Annotated in this window: 18 protein-coding genes; 4 read left to right on the forward strand and 14 right to left on the reverse strand. The window is 68.9% G+C overall.

All coding sequences use genetic code 11. The annotated features are described in order from the left end of the window. The 3 genes from LX16_RS19105 to mqnC all read right to left on the reverse strand — a co-directional run bounded on the left by LX16_RS19105 (position 1) and on the right by mqnC (position 3954). Positions 1 to 1257 carry a Fic family protein gene (locus LX16_RS19105; protein WP_147141015.1) on the reverse strand — a complete coding sequence of 419 codons (1257 nt, stop codon included), beginning with the start codon at positions 1255 to 1257 and terminating at the stop codon, positions 1 to 3. A 166-nt stretch (positions 1258 to 1423) separates the two neighbouring features. Then, positions 1424 to 2668, reverse strand: coding sequence for an amidohydrolase family protein (locus LX16_RS19110; protein WP_147141017.1), 1245 nt, complete (start codon positions 2666 to 2668; stop codon positions 1424 to 1426). A 125-nt stretch (positions 2669 to 2793) separates the two neighbouring features. Then, positions 2794 to 3954, reverse strand: a complete 1161-nt coding sequence (mqnC, locus tag LX16_RS19115) for a cyclic dehypoxanthinyl futalosine synthase (RefSeq protein WP_147141019.1) — start codon at positions 3952 to 3954, stop codon at positions 2794 to 2796. Positions 3955 to 4153: 199 nt separating this feature from the next. Here mqnC and LX16_RS19120 point away from each other — a divergent pair, with 199 nt between their 5' ends. From LX16_RS19120 to LX16_RS19130, 3 genes are all read left to right on the forward strand, one after another. Continuing rightward, complete coding sequence (locus LX16_RS19120; RefSeq protein WP_147141021.1) at positions 4154 to 4405, forward strand: hypothetical protein; 252 nt, start codon at positions 4154 to 4156, stop codon at positions 4403 to 4405. A gap of 153 nt (positions 4406 to 4558) precedes the next feature. Further along, complete coding sequence (locus tag LX16_RS19125; protein WP_147141023.1) at positions 4559 to 5332, forward strand: VOC family protein; 774 nt, start codon at positions 4559 to 4561, stop codon at positions 5330 to 5332. A 212-nt stretch (positions 5333 to 5544) separates the two neighbouring features. After that, a complete protein-coding gene (locus LX16_RS19130; RefSeq protein WP_147141026.1) occupies positions 5545 to 6162 on the forward strand; it encodes a hypothetical protein in 618 nt (205 codons plus the stop codon). 26 nt (positions 6163 to 6188) lie between these two features. Here LX16_RS19130 and paaE read toward each other — a convergent pair whose 3' ends face one another. The 9 genes from paaE to LX16_RS19175 form a co-directional block, all read right to left on the reverse strand. Next, on the reverse strand, positions 6189 to 7313 hold the full coding sequence (gene paaE / locus LX16_RS19135) for a 1,2-phenylacetyl-CoA epoxidase subunit PaaE (protein ID WP_147141027.1): 1125 nt from the start codon (positions 7311 to 7313) through the stop codon (positions 6189 to 6191). Between the two features lie 28 nt (positions 7314 to 7341). Then, positions 7342 to 7824, reverse strand: a complete 483-nt coding sequence (gene paaD, locus LX16_RS19140) for a 1,2-phenylacetyl-CoA epoxidase subunit PaaD (RefSeq protein WP_211354626.1) — start codon at positions 7822 to 7824, stop codon at positions 7342 to 7344. Further along, positions 7821 to 8540 (reverse strand): 1,2-phenylacetyl-CoA epoxidase subunit PaaC, encoded by a 720-nt coding sequence (gene paaC / locus LX16_RS19145; RefSeq protein ID WP_147141031.1) that lies wholly within the window; start codon positions 8538 to 8540, stop codon positions 7821 to 7823. The genes paaD and paaC overlap by 4 nt, the downstream gene beginning before the upstream one ends. Then, complete coding sequence (gene paaB, locus LX16_RS19150; protein WP_147141033.1) at positions 8537 to 8821, reverse strand: 1,2-phenylacetyl-CoA epoxidase subunit PaaB; 285 nt, start codon at positions 8819 to 8821, stop codon at positions 8537 to 8539. Before paaB ends, paaC begins: the two co-directional genes overlap by 4 nt. Further along, the gene (gene paaA, locus LX16_RS19155; RefSeq protein WP_244615896.1) at positions 8818 to 9879 is read right to left on the reverse strand and encodes a 1,2-phenylacetyl-CoA epoxidase subunit PaaA; all 1062 of its coding nucleotides are present in this window, start codon (positions 9877 to 9879) and stop codon (positions 8818 to 8820) included. The genes paaB and paaA overlap by 4 nt, the downstream gene beginning before the upstream one ends. A gap of 227 nt (positions 9880 to 10106) precedes the next feature. Continuing rightward, the gene (locus tag LX16_RS19160; RefSeq protein ID WP_147131558.1) at positions 10107 to 11012 is read right to left on the reverse strand and encodes a DUF11 domain-containing protein; all 906 of its coding nucleotides are present in this window, start codon (positions 11010 to 11012) and stop codon (positions 10107 to 10109) included. A gap of 526 nt (positions 11013 to 11538) precedes the next feature. Beyond that, positions 11539 to 13074 (reverse strand): hypothetical protein, encoded by a 1536-nt coding sequence (locus LX16_RS19165; protein ID WP_147141035.1) that lies wholly within the window; start codon positions 13072 to 13074, stop codon positions 11539 to 11541. 164 nt (positions 13075 to 13238) lie between these two features. Continuing rightward, positions 13239 to 14087: a menaquinone biosynthetic enzyme MqnA/MqnD family protein gene (locus LX16_RS19170; RefSeq protein ID WP_147141037.1), complete on the reverse strand. Its 849-nt coding sequence runs from the start codon at positions 14085 to 14087 to the stop codon at positions 13239 to 13241. 72 nt (positions 14088 to 14159) lie between these two features. Continuing rightward, positions 14160 to 14921, reverse strand: coding sequence for an SDR family NAD(P)-dependent oxidoreductase (locus LX16_RS19175; protein ID WP_147141039.1), 762 nt, complete (start codon positions 14919 to 14921; stop codon positions 14160 to 14162). A 54-nt stretch (positions 14922 to 14975) separates the two neighbouring features. Between LX16_RS19175 and LX16_RS19180 the strand changes: the two genes are divergently transcribed. Continuing rightward, complete coding sequence (locus tag LX16_RS19180) at positions 14976 to 15578, forward strand: TetR/AcrR family transcriptional regulator (protein ID WP_147141041.1); 603 nt, start codon at positions 14976 to 14978, stop codon at positions 15576 to 15578. 281 nt (positions 15579 to 15859) lie between these two features. Here LX16_RS19180 and LX16_RS19185 read toward each other — a convergent pair whose 3' ends face one another. Together LX16_RS19185 and LX16_RS19190 are read right to left on the reverse strand one after the other, a co-directional pair. Continuing rightward, positions 15860 to 17176 carry an MFS transporter gene (locus tag LX16_RS19185; RefSeq protein WP_147141042.1) on the reverse strand — a complete coding sequence of 439 codons (1317 nt, stop codon included), beginning with the start codon at positions 17174 to 17176 and terminating at the stop codon, positions 15860 to 15862. Between the two features lie 66 nt (positions 17177 to 17242). Then, positions 17243 to 17821 carry an ArsR family transcriptional regulator gene (locus tag LX16_RS19190; protein WP_147141045.1) on the reverse strand — a complete coding sequence of 193 codons (579 nt, stop codon included), beginning with the start codon at positions 17819 to 17821 and terminating at the stop codon, positions 17243 to 17245. Positions 17822 to 17882 lie beyond the last annotated feature (61 nt).

A 17882-nucleotide genomic window follows, 5' to 3' on the forward strand; every position in this document is an offset into this window, starting at 1 on the left:
TTAGTCCAGCCCGTTGCGCAGTGTAGCCGCTTGATTCGATATCACCTGCTGGGGCCGTCCGGGCACCGCCCGCACCGGCGGCGACAACCGGGTGTCCCAGTCCGCACTCGCGAGCTGGCGTTCCGCGAAGGTGAGCACCTCGAACACGTCTTTCGCCAGATAACCGGTGGTTCCACGCTCCACCTGCTTCCGGTGCAGGATCCCCGCTTCGGCGAGCTCTTCCAGTGCCGCACGCGCGGCCGGGTGACTGACCTTCAGCAACCGCTCCACGATCCGCGCGGTCAAGGCGGGAGTCTCGGGAAGCGTCGCCAACAGTCGGGCCACAGCCGAGCCCGATCTCGGAGCGGGCCGAAGTCCGTGCGCGGTCCGATACGTTTCGAGCCGGGCACGCCACCTCCCCTGCAGCTCGGTGAGCTCGTGGAGAAGCTCATCGGCCTGGGCGACGGCGATCTCGCCCGCCTCCAGAAACACCCGCAACCAGCGGTCGACTCCCTCGACCGCCACATCGGAAGACGCATCACCGAAGTACCGGTATGCGGTCAAACCCTCCACGTATTCGGCTTGCCGGGTACGCAGTGCGAGGGAGATCGGCAAGATCGCCGTACTCGTCAAGCCGCGCCTGGCCAGCACCGTGTGGATGAGAGCCCGCCCGATGCGCCCGTTCCCGTCCGTGAACGGGTGAATCGTCTCGAACTGGGCGTGCAGTATGGCGGCCTGCACCAGAGGTCCGTCCCCGGCCGAATTGAGATAGTCGACGAGGTCGGCCATCAGCTCGGGAACGTCTTCGGGGGGAGGCGGGACGAACTGGGCTCCCAGTGGATTCGAGTCACCACCACCGATCCAGTTCTGTACCTTTCGCAGTCCGTGGTGCCGCGAGTCGAGCAGCAGGGCGCGGTGCAGGTCGAGGATGTCGTCGACCCCCACTGTCGGCATCGTCGCCAATTCGGATACGGCTCGCCGCAACACGGCGATGTTGCTGGCGATCAGGCGGGCGGTTTCGGTGAAACCGCGGACCGTCTCATCGTGCACCTCGGCCATCTCGGCAAGCGCGATCTTCTGGGGAGCGGCGACCAGTCCTTCGATCTTCGACGAGGCGACCGCCTCCGACCGCAGGAGGAACCTGGCGACGCCCTCCAGCAGATGCGCATGTTCACGGTCCGCGAGATCCCGAATCGCCGACTCGAGTTTCGCGGCGCGCACCGTCGTCTCCTGCGGTATGCGGCTCGGACGGCCGACCAGCCGGTCGGGCAGATACATGTGGAAGGCCCCACCACTCCGACGGCGCCTTGTCGGCGCGTTCCAGTCGACGGGCCACGAACCCCGGCGATGCTCAGCCACGGCCTTATCCTTTCACGCCCTCGGCATTCGTGTAAGGATACCGGTTATCCTTACACAGATCACGGCGGCGTGAAAGGTTAACAGGTCAGGCGTGGGTGATCAGGCGGCCGGCCAGGACGGTCGCGCGGCAGGCACCGGCGGCGTCGGAGACGAGGGCGGCGTACGGGTCGCCGTCGGTGGGGACGTCGAACACCGCCAGGTCGGCGCGGCCCCCGACCGTCAGGGTCCCGAAGTCGGTCCGCCCCATCGCGCGGGCGCCGCCCATGGTCGCCGCGGTGACCAGCCACTCGTCGAGACCGTCGCCGTCGTCGCCCTGCGCGAGCGCGATCCGGCGCAGTTCCGGCAGTTCCGCCGCGACGTCCAGGTCCGGCGACGACGCCAGGGAGTCGGTGCCGACCGCGACCGGGTTCCCCTCGGCGCGGTGCGCCGCCACCGGCGGCTCGCCCGCGCCCAACCGGGCATTCGACCGGGGGCACATCGCGACATGGGTGCCGTGGGCGCGCAGCAGCGCCCGGTCGGCGGCGTCGAGGTGGACGCCGTGCGCCACGTGGGAGTCCGGCCCGAGTAGCCCCCACCGGTCCATCTCGGTCGCCGGTGAGGTGCCGCAACCGCCCGCCAGCAGTTCGAACCCCGCCGCCAGCTTCCGGTTCATGTCCGCGAACGGTCCGGTCGCGGTCCGCACGTATGCGTCCTCGTGCAGGGTCTCGGCCAGGTGCGGGTGCAGTCGTATGCCGCGTTCCCGGGCGAGTCCGGCCAGGTCGGCGCCCACCGCGCGACCCAGCGTGTACAGGGTGTGCGGGCTGACGCCCAACCGCATGTCGGCGCCGGCGGTGGTGAGGGCCTGGTCGAGCACCGCCAGGTACTCGACCCGTTCGGTCTCCCAGCGGGCGTCGTCGATGAAACACGCCTCCAGGTACAGGGTCCCCGCCATACCGGATCCGAGCAGCGCCGGGAGCGACGCGGGCGGCGTCACCACGTCGGCCAGCCCGGTGACGCCGTTGCGCAGTGAACCGTCCACGCCGGCCTGCGCAGAGTCGTACCAGTCCTGCGCCGACATGCTCGGGTTCCGGCGCGCGAAGTCCTGGATCCACTCGAAGAACTCCTTGCCGTTGCCGTAGTGGTCGGCGTAGGCGGAGAAGCACAGGTGGGTGTGCGCGTTGACGAGGCCGGGCGTGAGGATCCCGTCGAACTCGACGACCTCGTCGGCCCGCGGCAGCAGCGCCACGGGACCGACGGCGGTGATCCGGCCGTCGGCGACGGCGACGCCGCCGTCCCGGATGGGCGCGGAGTCGACGGGCAGCACGACGGAGGCGCGGTAAATCGTGGTCATGGGGTTCCTCGGGCCTGTGTGGGGGTACGTGGTGGACCGTCACGCCCGGCGGCGACACGGTCGCCGGACACCGGCGGGCTCCCGGCCCGCGACGGCGGGGACCGGCCGGAACGGCCGGTCCGGGGTCAGGACTTGGCCTCCAGCAACGGGAGCGCGATGGACGACACGTGCGAACGGACCCGGTCGTCGGTCGGGTCGTCCTCGGGCGTCCAGTGCACGGCCAGGTGCTCGTAGGTCGTGTTGCGTTGCGCCGGAATCCGCCCCGCCGACCGGATCAGGTCGATGAGTTCGTGCAGGTTCGAGCGGTGCCGGGCGCCCGCGGAGGAGATCACGTTCTCCTCCAGCATGATCGAGCCCAGGTCGTCGACTCCCATGTGGAGCGACAACTGGCCCGCGGCCTTCCCGGTCGTCAGCCACGACGACTGGAGGTGCGCGATCTCGTGGAAGTACAGCCGGGCGACCGCGATCAGCCGCAGGTACTCCATGGTGGTCGCCTGGGTGCGACCCTTGAGGTGGTTGTTCTCCGGCTGGTACGTCCACGGGATGAACGCCCGGAAACCCCCGGTCCGGTCGTGGACGTCGCGGATCATCCGCAGGTGCTCGATGCGTTCCTCGTTGGTCTCACCGGTGCCCATCATCATGGTGGCGGTGGACTCCAGTCCGAGGTTGTGCGCGACCTCCATGATCTCGCACCAGCGTTCCCCGGACTCCTTCAACGGCGCCAGCGCCCTGCGGGGCCGCTCCGGCAGCATCTCGGCACCGGCACCGGCGATCGAGTCCAGCCCGGCGGCCTTGATGCGGCGGATCGCGTCCTCGATCGACACGTCCGACACCTTCGCCATGTGCCCGATCTCGGACGGGCCGATCGAGTGAATCGCCAACTGCGGGAACTCCCGCTTGACGGTGCCGAACAGCTCCTCGTAGTACTCCACACCGAAGTCGGGGTGGTGACCGCCCTGCAACATGACCTGGGTGGCGCCGAGGTCCACGGCCTCCTCGCAGCGGCGGAGGATCTCGGCCATGTCGTGGCTCCAGCCCTCCTTGTGCTTGGGGGCACGGTAGAAGGCGCAGAACTTGCACGCGGTCACGCACACGTTCGTGTAGTTGATGTTGCGGTCGATGAGATAGGTGACGATGCCCTCGGGATACCGGCGGCGCCGCACCGCGTCGGCCGCCTCACCCAGCTCGTGGAAGGGCGCGTCGGTGTAGAGGAGTAGGGCCTCCTCGGTGCTTATCCGGCCACCGTCGGCGCCGCGCTGCAGAATCTCGGCGATCTCGTTCGACACGCCTCCGAGAGTACCGCCGCCGGCGCAGGGTGGGACCTTCCACGACCCCTAAGCGCCCTACACCACAGTCGGCTTGGTTGGTCGAAATGCTGCCTTGGTGGGTCATACGACCCGAAAAAATCGGACATCAGGGCTTATTCGAGGCACGTCGATCGTCGTATGACCGACCAAGCCGCGGAGAGGTCCTAGATTGGGCGGGGTGACGGAACCACGCCCGGCCCCCGAACCGGCCGACGACGCTCCCGTGTCGCCCCCGCCCGGTGACGCGCCCGCTCCGGCCGACGACGACACGCCCACGGACGACGCCGGGACCGTGCGGCTGTCGCCCGGCAGGGCCAAACCGATGGTGTTCGTCCTGTTGACCTGCGGTTTCCTGTTCTGCCTGTTGTGCGTGGCGGGCGCGTTCGCCGTGGTCGTGTTCCTTTACGGCACCGCCAACGGCATGTGGTGACCGCGCCGGCGTGAACCGGCCCCACCGGATCGTGCGAAAGCCTGACCCGCGTTGCCGTGACTGGCAGTCTGGAACCGACCACACGGGACCGGCCGCGGCGGACCGGCGCCGCCCCGTCCGCCCACGCCGCAGCGACAGAAAGCAGCACCGCATATGGCACCGCGATTCACCGAGGGCGCTCCCTACTGGGTCGACATGTCGGCTCCCGACGTGCCCGCCACCGTGGACTTCTACCGCCGGTTGTTCGGCTGGGACGCCGAGGACCTGGGCGAGGAGTCGGGGAACTACACGATGCTCAGCTACCGGGGGCAGCAGGTCGGTGCGATCGGTCCCTCGTTCAACCCGCAGGCCGACCCCGCGTGGATCGTCTACCTCAAGTCGCCCGACGCGTTCAACTCGACGAAGGCGGTGGAGGCGGCGGGCGGCACCGTCCGGATGCCACCGATGGACGTGTTCGACCAGACCACCGTCGCGCAGTTCACCGACCCGGGCGGTGCCGAGTTCGCGATCTCGCAGCCGAAGAAGCACCAGGGCGCCGAACGGTGGGGACAGACCGGCGCGGTCACCTGGCTGGAGCTGATCGTGCGGCAACCCGAACCCTCGCTGAGCTTCTACCAGCGGGTGTTCGGTTGGACGACCCGCCAGGAGGCCATGAGCGACGGTTCGATGTACACGCTACTGACGGCCGCGGACTCCCGCGAACCGTTCGGCGGCCTGCACGTGGCGGGCGCGGCCCTGCCACCCGACGTCGCGTCGCACTGGATGGTGTATTTCGCGGTCGAAGACTGCGAGGCCGTGGCGCGGGAGGCGGAACGGCTCGGCGGTTCACGGGTCACCGAGCCGATGACGGTGCCCGAGGTGGGGACGTGGGTGACGTTGCGCGACCCGAACCGGGGCGTGTTCTCCGCCATGACGGGTACCGGTTGACCCCGGCCGGCCGGGACGTCCGGCTTCGGTGCCCCGCCTTCCGGGAATCGACGGAGCACCGAAGGTCTGTGGCCGGATGGGGCACGGCGACGACCACCGCGGGTGGAACGTTGCGGCAATGTTGTCCCGACTCGACGGCGGATGCCAACCTCGGGGGAATGGTGTTGCCAACCCGAGACCGTTTCGCGACACACCACCGCCATGATCCCGGCATGACCGAGACCTCGCGCCCCGCCGCCGACCGGTTCACGCCCGGCGAGACGCTGTACCGCTCCGACCTGAGGTTCCGGATGTGGGAGTACACCGTCAGCCACAGCACCGTGTTGTTCCGCGGCGATTCCGCACCTGACGGCACCTTCACCGACTTGATCTTCAAGCCGGTCGACCACCTGGACGTCCCGACCGAACTGGACGGTGTCACGGTGCGGTATCCGACCGAGGCCGAACTCGACTCCCCCGATCGCTGCTTCATGGTGGAGTCCGGTGGCGCGACCCACCGGGTGACGGCCGCCGCGTTCTGGTGGGACACCGTCCACGGCGACCAGCGGGACTTCAGCCGGTTCGCCGACCCGGACGAGCACCCCGTACCGTGGCGGCACCACGTGCTGCCCGGCACCACGGCGGGACTGCGGTCCCCGATGGCACCGGCCGCCGAACTGCGTGACGCCCTCGACGGCCGCCACCGCCAGGTGTACGCGGTGATCGACCCGCGCGGCGGCATCGCGTCGGTCCGTCTCACCCGGGCCGACGCCGAGGCCGAGGCCCGCCGTATCGCCGAACGCCTCGGGGACGACGCGTACCGGGTCGAGGCGACACCGGTGGTGTTCTGACACGCGGCCACCCGCGAAGGAACGGTTCAGGCGTCGTAGTCGACGGTGAGGTTGTCGGTCTCCGGACGGGACTGGCAGGTCAGGATGTAACCCGCGTCGAGGTCGGCCTCGTCGAGCGCGAAGTTCCGCGCCATGTGCACCTTGCCGTCGACGAGCCTGGCCCGGCAGGTCGCGCACACGCCGCCCTTGCACGCGTACGGAAGCTCACCGCGCACCCGCAGTGCCGCGTCCAGGACCGCCTCGTCCTTGCCCATCGTGACCGTCGACGAGCGGCCGTCCAGCATCACGGTCAGCTCGGTGTCGCCCTGCGGCGCGTTCTCCGGACGCGGCGGAGGCGGCACCTCCTCGGCGAAGAACAGTTCGGTGTGCACGTGCCCCGACGCCACCCCGGCGTCCAACAGGGTCTGGCGGGCACCGGTCACCAACCCGTACGGTCCACACAGGTACCAGTCGTCCACGTCGTCCAACGGCACCAGGTCCGCGAAGATCTCCGTCAACCGTTCCGGGTCGAGCCGGCCGTGCAGCAGCCGGGACGCCTGCGGCTCCCTTGACAGCACGTGGATCAGGTGGAACCGGTCGGGGAACCGGTCCTTCAGATCGGCCAGTTCGTCGACGAACATGACCGTCCCGGAGGCCCGGTTGCCGAACAACAGCGTCACCCTGCTCTCCGGTTCCGTCTCCAACGCGGTCGTCACGATCGACAGGACCGGCGTGATGCCGCTGCCCGCGACGATCCCCGCGTAGTGACGGCTCTCCACCTCCCCCGCCCGCCAGCGTTCCGCGTTGGGGCCACCGAACGAACCGAGCGGCGGCAGCACCTCCACCTCGTCGCCGGGGTTGAGGCCCGTGTTGGCGTAACCGGAGAACTCGCCTTCGGGCACCTGCTTGATGCCGACGCGCAGCAGGCCCTCCTCACGCAGCAGCCGGGCGGTCGAGCAGATCGAATAGGACCGCCGAAGCTCCTCACCGTCCGGCGACTCGCGGCGCAGCGTCAGATGCTGACCGGCGGCGAAGTCGAACAGGCCACGCGACTCCGCCGGCACCGCGAAACTCACCCCGACCGCCTCGTCGGTCAGCCGGTCCACCGCCGCCACCGTCAGGCGCTGCCACTGGGGCCGCCGCCGCTTGGGCCTACTGAGCACCACGCTCACGTTCGGTGTCCCTTCTGGCTGTCTTCCATCAGTGCGGTTTGACGTGCTCGAACGGTTCCAGGCACGTGTGGCAACGCCACAGCGACGTACACGCGGTCGGGCCGAACCTGCTCAGTTCGGCGACCTCGGTCGAACCGCACCGCGGGCACTCCGGAGGCGGTGCGCCCACCAGCGGAAGACCGGTGCGTCCTCCCGGCGCGGCGCCGGGCGGCGCGATACCCGCCGCTGCGAGCTTACGACGCCCCGCCGGGGTGATCCAGTCGGTCGTCCACGCGGGCGCGTACTCGGTGCGGATGTCCACTTCGGTGTAACCGGCGGCGCGCAGCGCACGGGCGATGTCCGCACGGATCGTCCCCATCGCGGGGCAACCGGAGTACGTCGGGGTGATCGTCACCGTCGCGGTGGTTCCGTCGCCGTGCGCGTCGCGCAGGATGCCCAGCTCCGCGATCGTGACCACCGGAAGCTCGGGGTCGGTGACCGCGGCGGCGGTCGCGAACGCGTCGGCCGTCACCACACCGCTCCCGGATGGCTGCGATGCAGGTGCTGCATCTCCGCGAGCAGGTAACCCATGTGTTCGGTGTGGACGCCCGACCTTCCACCGGTGGGACGGAACCGGTCGGCGTCGTCGGCGGGGCGGGTCAAGGTGGCCTCGGCCAACACCCGTTCCACCCTGGCCAGCCACGCCCCACGTAGGTCACCCTCGGTCTCGAACAGTTCGTGGGTGTAGGGCCACAGCTCGTCCACTGCGCGTTGCGCCCGGCGGTGCGACTCGGCGGTACCGTCACCCAGCCGGACGGTCCACCTGGTCGCGTGGTCGAGGTGGTACGCGACCTCCTTGAGCGACTTGGCGGCGATCGCGGCCAGGTCGGGCCGTTCGCCGGACTCCGCCTCCAAGCGTAGGTAGAGCTCGGCCTGATACGCCGAGAAGAACAGCATCCGCACGACGGTGACCGCGAAGTCGCCGCGCGGCAGCTCCACGAGTTGCACGTTCCGGAACTCGCGTTCGTCACGCAGGTACGCCAACGCGTCCTCGTCACGGCCGGCGCCCTCACGTTCACCGGCGAGGGTCAGCAGCATCCGGGCCTGCCCGAGCAGGTCCAACGCGATGTTCGACAACGCGATGTCCTCCTCCAGGTCGTGCGCCTGAGAGGACCACTCCGACAACCGGTGCGACGCGATCAACGCGTCGTCGGCCAGGCCGAGCAGGTAACCGACGTCCTCGTTCATATGTGCTCCGCGCCCTCGGGCATCTCGTAGAACGTGGGATGCCGGTAGATCTTGTCGGCCGCCGGGTCGAAGAACGCGTCCTTCTCCTGCGGGCTCGACGCGGTGATCTCGGTGGCCGGGACCACCCAGATCGAGACGCCCTCCTCACGGCGGGTGTAGAGGTCCCGGGCGTTGCGCAACGCCATCTCGGCGTCGGGCGCGTGCAGCGACCCGACGTGCCCGTGTGACAGGCCGCGCCGGGGCCGCACGAACACCTCCCACAGTGGATTCGAGTCCGTCACGCCATCGCCTCCTGCCGTGCGGCGGTCCGTTTCGCCGCGTACGCGGCGGCGGCCTCGGCGACCCAGGCACCGGACTCCACGGCGTCGCGCCGGTTCGCCATCCGCTGCCGGTTGCACGGGCCGTCGCCCTTGATCACGCGCATCAGTTCGTCGTAGTCGGGCTGGGTGTAGTCGTAGTGGCCGCGCTCGGCGTTCCACCGCAGATCCGGGTCCGGCAGTGTCAGGCCCAGCACCTCGGCCTGCTGGACCGTCATGTCCACGAACTTCTGCCGCAGCTCGTCGTTGGAGTAACGCTTGATCTTCCACGCCATCGACTGCGCCGAATGCGTCGAGTCCGAGTCGGGCGGACCGAACATCGCCAGCGAGGGATACCACCACCGGTCGACGGCGTCCTGCGCCATCGCCCGCTGCCGCTCGGTGCCGCGCGCCAACACGTACAACGACTGGAAACCCTGCCGCTGGTGGAACGACTCCTCCTTGCAGACCCGGATCATCGCCCGCGCGTACGGGCCGTAAGAGCAGCGGCACAACGGCACCTGGTTGACGATGGCGGCGCCGTCGACGAGCCAACCGATCGCGCCCACGTCAGCCCAGGTGACGGTCGGGTAGTTGAAGATCGACGAGTACTTCTGCCTGCCGGACAGCAGTTGCGCGTACAGGTCGGCGCGGTCCACGCCCAGCGTCTCGGCGGCGGCGTACAGGTACAGCCCGTGCCCGGCCTCGTCCTGGACCTTGGCCAGCAGGATCGCCTTACGGGCCAGCGAGGGGGCGCGGGTGATCCAGTTGCCCTCCGGCTGCATGCCGATGATCTCGGAGTGCGCGTGCTGGGCTATCTGCCGGATCAGGGTCTTGCGGTACGCGTCGGGCATGGCGTCACGCGGCTCGATCTTCTGGTCGGCGGCGATCACCGCCTCGAAGTACGCGTCCGCGTCGGCGTCCGGACGGTCCCGGGCGGCGGCCTCGGCGAGGTCGCGTTCGGCGTCCGCGACCTGGTCGAGCAGGCTGCGGGCGCCCGGCTCCTCGGGCAGCTCGTCGGGCGGCATGTCGTTTCCGTACACGCTGCCAGTGTTACAGATTCCCGCCGCCTCGGCAAACCGATGTAACACTTCCGGTCTCGGGGTGGCCGCAGGCGCTACGCCTCCCCGTTTCCGGCTCTGCCCCGGCGAGCCGGCCCTCCCCCTGAAACGCGCCTTGGGTGGCCGCAGGCCGATCCGAATCAGACATCCGGTGCAAAACCGGGCGTGATTCCGGGCCTACGACCACCCAAGGCGGAGAAGAACGCGGACTACCAGGTGGCGACGGCCGCCCGGCGACGCATCAGCACCACACCGGCGACACCGGCGACCAGGACGGCCGCACCGCCACCGATCCACCACGACAACGCCACACCAGTCACCGGGAATGACCCGTCACCGGGGCCGGCGACATCGTCGTCGTCAGACACATCGGTGGTATCGGTATTCAACGCGAGCATCGCGATGTTGTTGGACAGGTCGCCGTCGAGGACGCTCCAGTCATTCCATTCATTGACGAAGTACCGCGCGTGGATGCGGCCGTCCGTCGCAGCGGAGGCGTTCTGAACGCTCGCAGTGATGGTGGCCGTCTGCGCGCGACCGGCGACCAGCTCTCTCCCCACACAGGCGAAGGCACCCTCAGCCCAATCCGTGGGATCGATCCAAGGTCCGGCGTCCTCCGTCGCGTAGCAGACATCGCTGTCGATGAACGTCATGCCGGTGGCGGGTTCGATCACCACGAACCAGAGGTGGCCATCGACATAGCCGGTCATGTCAGCGGGTCCGTTGTTGGAGATCGCGACGGTGAAACTGACTTCCTCCCCCTCCGCTCCATCGACCCGTACCGGGTTCGCGGCGAGGTCCAGCGGATTGGCGGAGATCTGGAGGTCGATGGTGCCGTTGCCACCTTCGTAGGGCGCCCGGTCCGGCGTCTCGGTCGTCACCAGCTGAAGGACGTTGCCCGTCTCGGTGCCACCGAACTCAGCCAGTTCCGCCCGGGCCGCGGCCTCGCCGACGGCCAGGATGCTGTGGTTGCAGTACGCGCAACTCGTCATCGGGCCGGGGATGTTCGACGGAACGGCGATACCGAACGGCGTCGCCGGGTCGACCGATACGGCCGCGCCGGCGGGAATCTCCGCGGTGGGCAGCACACAGGTGGCGAACTTCTCCTCACTCACGACACAGTTGTCGTAGGAGGTCGTGACCGTGAAGGACCGATTGAGGTTCACCTCTATGACCAGTCCGCGAGCACTCGACTCCGTCGCATTGGCGAACGTCGGCGTGAAATCGACGGTCGTCCCGGGGTCGGCGGGAACCGTCTCCAACCATCTCTCCAACACCGGTTGCTCGTCGGCGTGGGCGGGTGTGGGGGTGACTGCGGCTATTGCCAGTCCCGTGATGGCGGCGGCGACCGCCGCCCGTACGGCCGGTTTACGACCGCGCAGCGAAGAACGCATTGATTACTTCCGTGTGAAGGGGCATACGAGGCGCCGGATCGGGCGGGCAGGCCCGACGTACCGAGATCACGCGCACTCTCGGCGACCGGTTGCCGAGACGCCGCCTTCGTTATGGACCCTTTACCGATCATCCGCGCAGCCCCGAAAGGCGCCTTGGGTGGCCGCAGGCCGATGCGAATCAGACATCCGGTGCAAAACCGGGCGTGATTCCGGGCCTACGACCACCCAAGGCGGAGAAGAACGCGGACTACCAGGTGGCGACGGCCGCCCGGCGACGCATCAGCACCACACCGACGACACCGGCGACCAGGACGACCGCACCGCCACCGATCCACCACGACAACGCCACACCAGTCACCGGCAACGACCCGTCGCCGGGGGCGTCGGTCGGGTTGACGACCAGCTTCGCGGAGTTGTTGGCGGCGTTGTGATCCAAATCGATCAGTTCACCACCACCGTCCTGCTTGAAGATCTCAAGGTCACCGGCCGAGTCGGTCACGTCCTCATCGATCCGAAGCGTGAACGGATACTCGAACTTGCCGCCCGGCGTCAGCACCATGTCCGTGTTGCACTCGTACTCGTCATAGCCGGGAACTCCGTACTCCCATTCCCATTCGTCCAGTTCGACGAAACAGGACTCGGGTACCGCGACCGCGGTGGTCCCTTCAGGGATCTCGATCCGGACTGCGAAAACGTCATCACCGCTGAGATCGTTCTTGAACGAGGCGTTGCTCACGTTGGTGACCTCGACGACGGCCTCCACCTCGTCGCCGATCGAACCGACGACAGCCGTTTCGGCGATCTCCGCGTCCAACGGGTTGTCCCCGGTGATCGCCAGCCAACCACCACCGTAGTTGTTCTCAGGGTCGGTATCACTGTGCGCGGAGCTTCGGAGTCCCGCCTGCTCCACAAGGGTGGCCGGGGCGGCCGTACCCGGTTCTCCCAGATCGGGCTGGTACGGCAGTACGGCGAAGTCCGCGTTGGTGTGCCATTGGTGGGAGAGGTATCCCCGCCCCGGCGCCACCGCGTCGTCGGTCACCGCGATCGAGATTCCCTCGATCTTGTAGGTGGCACCCGGTTGCAGCATCTCGTCGAAGAAGCAGTACGTGTATCGCTTGTGTGGTGCCGAGCAGTTGGAGGGCACATCCACGACTTCGGTGAATCGTGCGGTGTCTATCAGGACGGTGACGCCTTCGACAGGCGTGTCCCCGGTGTTGGTAACCGTCATCGCACCATCGAACGTCGAACCGTACGCCACCTCGAGGCCGTCATACTCGCCGCCGACCAGGTCGGTCGGGTGGGCCAGCGTGACGCTGCTCTCGTATGTGAGCATTTCGTATCCCTCAAGGGAATACGTGAAGTGGATGCTTCCCTGTTGCACCGGGGTCGCCGACTCGGGCACGGTGATCTTGAACGACTCGATATGACTCTCGCCGCCACTGATGAAGGCACGGCCGGCACAGGTGAAGACCGCACCCTCGACCGAGCAGTCGGGGTTGCCCTCCTGCATCCCAAGGGTCGCCCAGCCTGCGATCTCGGAGAAGTCGACGGTCAGTTCGTATCCGGCCCAGATGTCGAGGTCAGCAGGTTCGGAGTGCAATTCCAGGTACAGGTATTCCCGTTCAGCACCTGGAGTCACCACCACGTCGTGGAAGGCCAGACTCGCGTCGAGGGTCTCGTCGGCGTGGGCTGTGGTGGGGGTGAAAGCGGCCAGTGCCAGTCCCGTGAGGAGGGCGGCCGCGGCCGTGGCGACCGGTTTACGGCCGCGCGGGGTGAAACGCATGAGTGTCTTCCGGGTTGAAAGGGCGATGGAAGCCGGACCGGGCGGAGCCGCCCGGCGTACCCATTAGACGCATGAGTGTGGACAGCGGTTGCGGCGCCGGCTCGACCGATCGATCCTGAATCGACGGTCGTCGCCGAGGCGCCGGTGAGTACGGGTTTCCGGCTTCAGGGCTGGAAGAGCAGCGGGCCGTCGGCGGGCAGTGGCGGGACCTCACCCCGTTCGGCGGCCTTGGCGGCGAAGGCGCGCAGCCCGGTCAACTGCCGCTCGCCCAGCGAGAAGTCGAGTGCGCGGAAGTAGCCGGCCAGGGTGGCGGCGTCGAAGGGTTCCCACCGGGATGCCGCGGCGGCCGCCTCGTCGAGTTCGTCCCGGCACAACGCGAGGGAACGGGTGAACGCCTGGTGGACGTCCTTGACCACGCCCGGGTGGCGTTCGGCGTACTCGCGTCGCACCGCCCACACCGCGAACACCATCGGCAGGCCGGTCCAGTCCCGCCACGCGGTGCCGAGGTCGGTGACCGTCAGGCCCTGTTTCGGGGCCTCGTACTTGGCGCGCAGTGCGACGTCGCCGATGACGACGGCCGCGTCGGCGTTGCGGAGCATCCTGGGCACGTCGGGCTCGGTGCGGACGTACTCCACGTCCACGCCGAGGCGTTCGGATATGAGCATCTGCGCCAGGAGCACGCCGGTACGCGACGAGGAGCCGAGCGCGACCCGGCCACCGTCCATGTCAGACAGTGGCCGGGGGTGGACGATGTTGACGCTGAGGACCGGGCCGTCGCTGCCGACCGCGACGTCGGGCAGCAGGACGAGGTCGTCGGCGTGTCGCAGGTACTCGACGAGACTGATCGGCGCGATGTCGAGTTCGCCCGCGACGAGCGCGTCGTTGAGGGCGACCGGGGTGTCACGGGTGAGCTCCACGTCGATGAGCGCCCCGGACCGCATGAGACCCCAGTAGATCGGCATGCAGTTGAGGAATTCGATGTGCCCGACCCGGGGCCTGCGGAGATCGCTCATGGCCAGCACGCTACGCCTGTTTCCGGGCCGCCCGTCGGCAACCGGACCGGATGTGACGCGGCATGGCCGGGCTCAGATCGCGCTTCCTCCGGAGACGTCGATCACCTGCCCGGTGGTCCAACCCGACTGTGGTGAGGCCAGGTACCGCACCAGGGCGGCCACCTCCTCGGGTCGACCGATCCGGCCGAACACCGAGAGGGCGGCGGCTTCCGTCGCCTTGCCGGGGTCGCTCAACCAGCCGGCGTTCATGGGCGTGTCCGTGACGCCCGGCATGACGGCGTTGACGGTGATGCCGCGCGGCCCGAACTCGGGTGCCAGCGCCAGGGTGAGTGCGTTCAGCGCGGCCTTCGTCGCGGAGTACACCGGGTGGGTGGGGGCCGCGATACGGGTGAAGCCGGTGGTGACGTTGACGACGCGCCCGCCGTCGCGCAGCGAGTCCGCGAGGCGCTGGGTGAGGAACAGCGGTGCGGTCAGGTTCACCTCGACGTCGCGCCGGTAGGTGGCTTCGTCGATCTCGCCCAGTCGTTGCGGTATCGAGATTCCGGCGTTGTTCACCAGGACGTCGACGGTCCGGTCGCCGGTGTGGCGTTCCACCTCCGTCAGGAACTCGTCGGACATGCGGCCGACCGCGCCGACCGGGTCGTCGGCGAAGTCGGCGCGCAGCGGTACCGGTACGGCGCCCCGGGCCTTCACCTCGTCCGCCGTCTCTGCGGCGGCCGCGGCGTCGGTGCCGTAGTGGAGGCCGATCACGCCGAAGCCGTCTTCTGCGAGGCCGATCGCGATGGCGCGTCCGATCCCCTTGGTCCCACCGGTGACCAGTGCCGTGCGGGTCATGTCCGACCCCTTTCTGTAGTGTTCACTAAAGAATTGATTTGTATAGTAGCCACTATGAAAAAGCGGAGCGGGCGGGGTCGGCCGAAGGGCTTCGACCAGGCAGAGGTGCTCGAGAACGCGATGCGGGTGTTCTGGGAGGACGGCTACGAGGGCGCCAGCCTCACCGCGCTACAGGAGGCCACCCGTCTCAGCCCGCCGAGCATCTACCACTCGTTCGGCTCGAAGGAGGGGCTGTACCGGGCCTGCCTCGACCACTACCAGGGCCGCCACGGCTCGCCCGTCGACGCGATGCGGGCCGAACCGCCCGGGCCGGAGGGGCTGCGACGGCTGTTGTCCACCGCCGCCGCCGAATACACCTCCCCCGACCAGCCCGCCGGCTGCATGATCTCCACCGCGGCCCTCACCGTGGGTCCACAACACGACGCCGTCGCCGGGCAGGTCGCGGCCCGCCGGGCGACCAGCCTCGGGCTCGTCCGCGACTACCTTGCGCAGGCGCGGCGGCGTGGAACACTCCCCGAATCCGCCGACCCGGCGGCGCTGGCCCGGTACTTCGGCGCGATCATGCAGGGCATGTCGGTCCAGGCCCGCGACGGCGCCACCCGTGAGGAACTCGAGGCGATCGCCGACATCGCGATGGCGGCGTGGCCCGTGGAGTGACCGGGCCGCCGCCCTCGGGGGCCGCCACTCCTCCACCCCATGGCGTCGAGCCTATGGCGGGACACGTGGTCCGGTCGAGCGCGACGGGCCGGGGTTGTGGACGACCGGCCCGATGTGGAAAATCCGTTGTGGACTGAAGAGGACGTCCGCCGAGCGACGCCGTGCCTCCCTTCCATCACCGCCCCGAACGGGTAGGCCACGACACGCCTAACCGCGCACGAACCGGCACCCGGTGCGGGCGGATGCACCGGGTGCCGGAGTTTCGGGGCCGGGTGGACCGGTCAGACGGTGACCGGTTCGGGGGTGGGATCGGTGGCGGGCCGGGATCCGGTCGCGGCCGGGGCGCTGTCGCCCGAGGTCGCGGCCCCGGCCACGGTGTTGACCGACGTCTCCGCGCCCACCGCCCGACCGGCCCGGATGACCGGGGTCAGGCAGGCGATGACGGCGACGAGTCCACCGATTCCCAGCGCCATGAAGATGGTGCGGGGGTCGAGGTATTCGAGCGCGAGGCCGCCGCCGACGAAGCCGACCATGGTGGTGCCGTTGACGATGCCGCTCTCCTTGGCGATCGCTCGGCCCTGCTGCTCCAGCGGCACGCGGCGGGCCATGGTCACCGCGACGACGCTGTTCTCGCCGGCGTTCGCGGCACCGCCGATCAGGAACAGCGGCACCACCATGGTGATGGAGGTCAGGGCGCCGCCGGCGAACATCACGAGTGAGCTGGCGCCGAGCAGCCCGAACAGCAGGTAGGCGAGTTGTCCGTCGTGGCGGGTCCGCGAGATGACCATGGCGAACAGCCACGCGCCGACCGCCATGCCCGCCATCCAGGTGGCGTTGATGATCCCGTAAAGGGTCTCGCTGGCGCCGAAGGACTCCCGGACGAGGAACACCTCGGTGACGTTGGCGGCCGACAGCACTCCGACGACCGCGGCGAGCCCGATGATCATGGTGGCGACGAGCCGGTCGTCGCGGAGCCGCCAGGTGGCGGTTGCAGGGGTGGTCCCGGTCGCGGTGGCCGGGGCGTTTCCGCCGCGCCGGGTCCGGATGTTCAGGCTGGCGACCGTACGCAGCACCGACATCGCGGCGGCGGCGAGCAGGGTGGTCTCGGGTCCCAGTTCACCGACGAGTACGCCGGCGAGCGCGGGTCCGGCCATCATCCCGACCAGGGCGCCGGTCTGTCCGACCGCCGCCGCCTTGGGCAGGTCGTCCTTGGTCGCCATGGTCGGGAGCAGCGCGCCCATGACCGGTTGCAACAGCGCCGTCCCGCACGCGACCAGCATCGACAGTGCCAACAGTGCGACGAGGTGGTTCGTGAAGACCATCGCGAAGGTGGCTCCGGCCTGGACCGCACCGCTGAGCAGGATCAACCGGCGGCTGTCGAACCGGTCGGCCATCCTGCCGGTGATGGGGGACAGCAGGACCAGCGGCAGGGTCGACGCCAGGGTGAGCGCCGCGACGGCGAGGCCGCCGAGGCCGGAGGTCTGGAGGTGGAGGACCAGTGTCACCGAGGTGGTGAACATTGCGGCGCCGGCGAGGAACCGGCTCGCCGCGGAGATGTAGACGTCGGACCAACGGGTCGCCAAAACTGTGAAAGACATGCTTCAAAGTTAGCGACGTACCGCCGAGATGTCAAACAGAATTTTCACAACTCGCCGAGACGCCGCTCACACTTCGGGAAAGAGCCGGAAGTGGAACGCCATCCGCCTGGCCCCCTCCGGAGCCTCCGGACGCGCCCGCCCCCCGAAGGGTTCCATCAACGCCATGAGCCCCTTCTTGAACTCCTCGACCTCCTCGACGGTCAACTTCAAGGAGACCTGTGAGAACGTCATGGTGTCGTACCACTCGCGGGGCTCCTCGGACGCCGCGTCGAGCCACCGCCGCATCTTCGCGTCCGAGTCGGCCTGGAACGCCTCGATCATCGCGCGGCCGACCAGCTTCTCGCTCTCCGGCGCGTCGTACTCCACGCCGACCGAGAAGCCGCCGACCTTCCGCCGCCAGACCCGTTCCCGGCCGTCGCCGCGCCCCTCGGCGTCCTCCACCAGACCGACCTTGGCGAGGGTCCGGAGGTGGTAGCTCATCGCCGACGGTGACAGGCCGGCCACCTTGGCGCATTCGGTGGCGGTCGCCTCTCCCGCGTCCGAGAGGTAGTCCAGCACCGCCACCCTGGCGGGATGGGCCAACGCCCGGATCATCTCCGGGTCGGAATACCTGATCTCGTTCTGATCGTCCTGTTCGCTGCTCATGCCGACAGCAAAACACGCGGCGTCGCGACCCGAACGGTGGAGTATGCTTTTCCGTCCGCGC

Source organism: Stackebrandtia albiflava (genome assembly GCF_007994225.1).
Taxonomy (GTDB): Bacteria; Actinomycetota; Actinomycetes; order Mycobacteriales; family Micromonosporaceae; genus Stackebrandtia; species Stackebrandtia albiflava.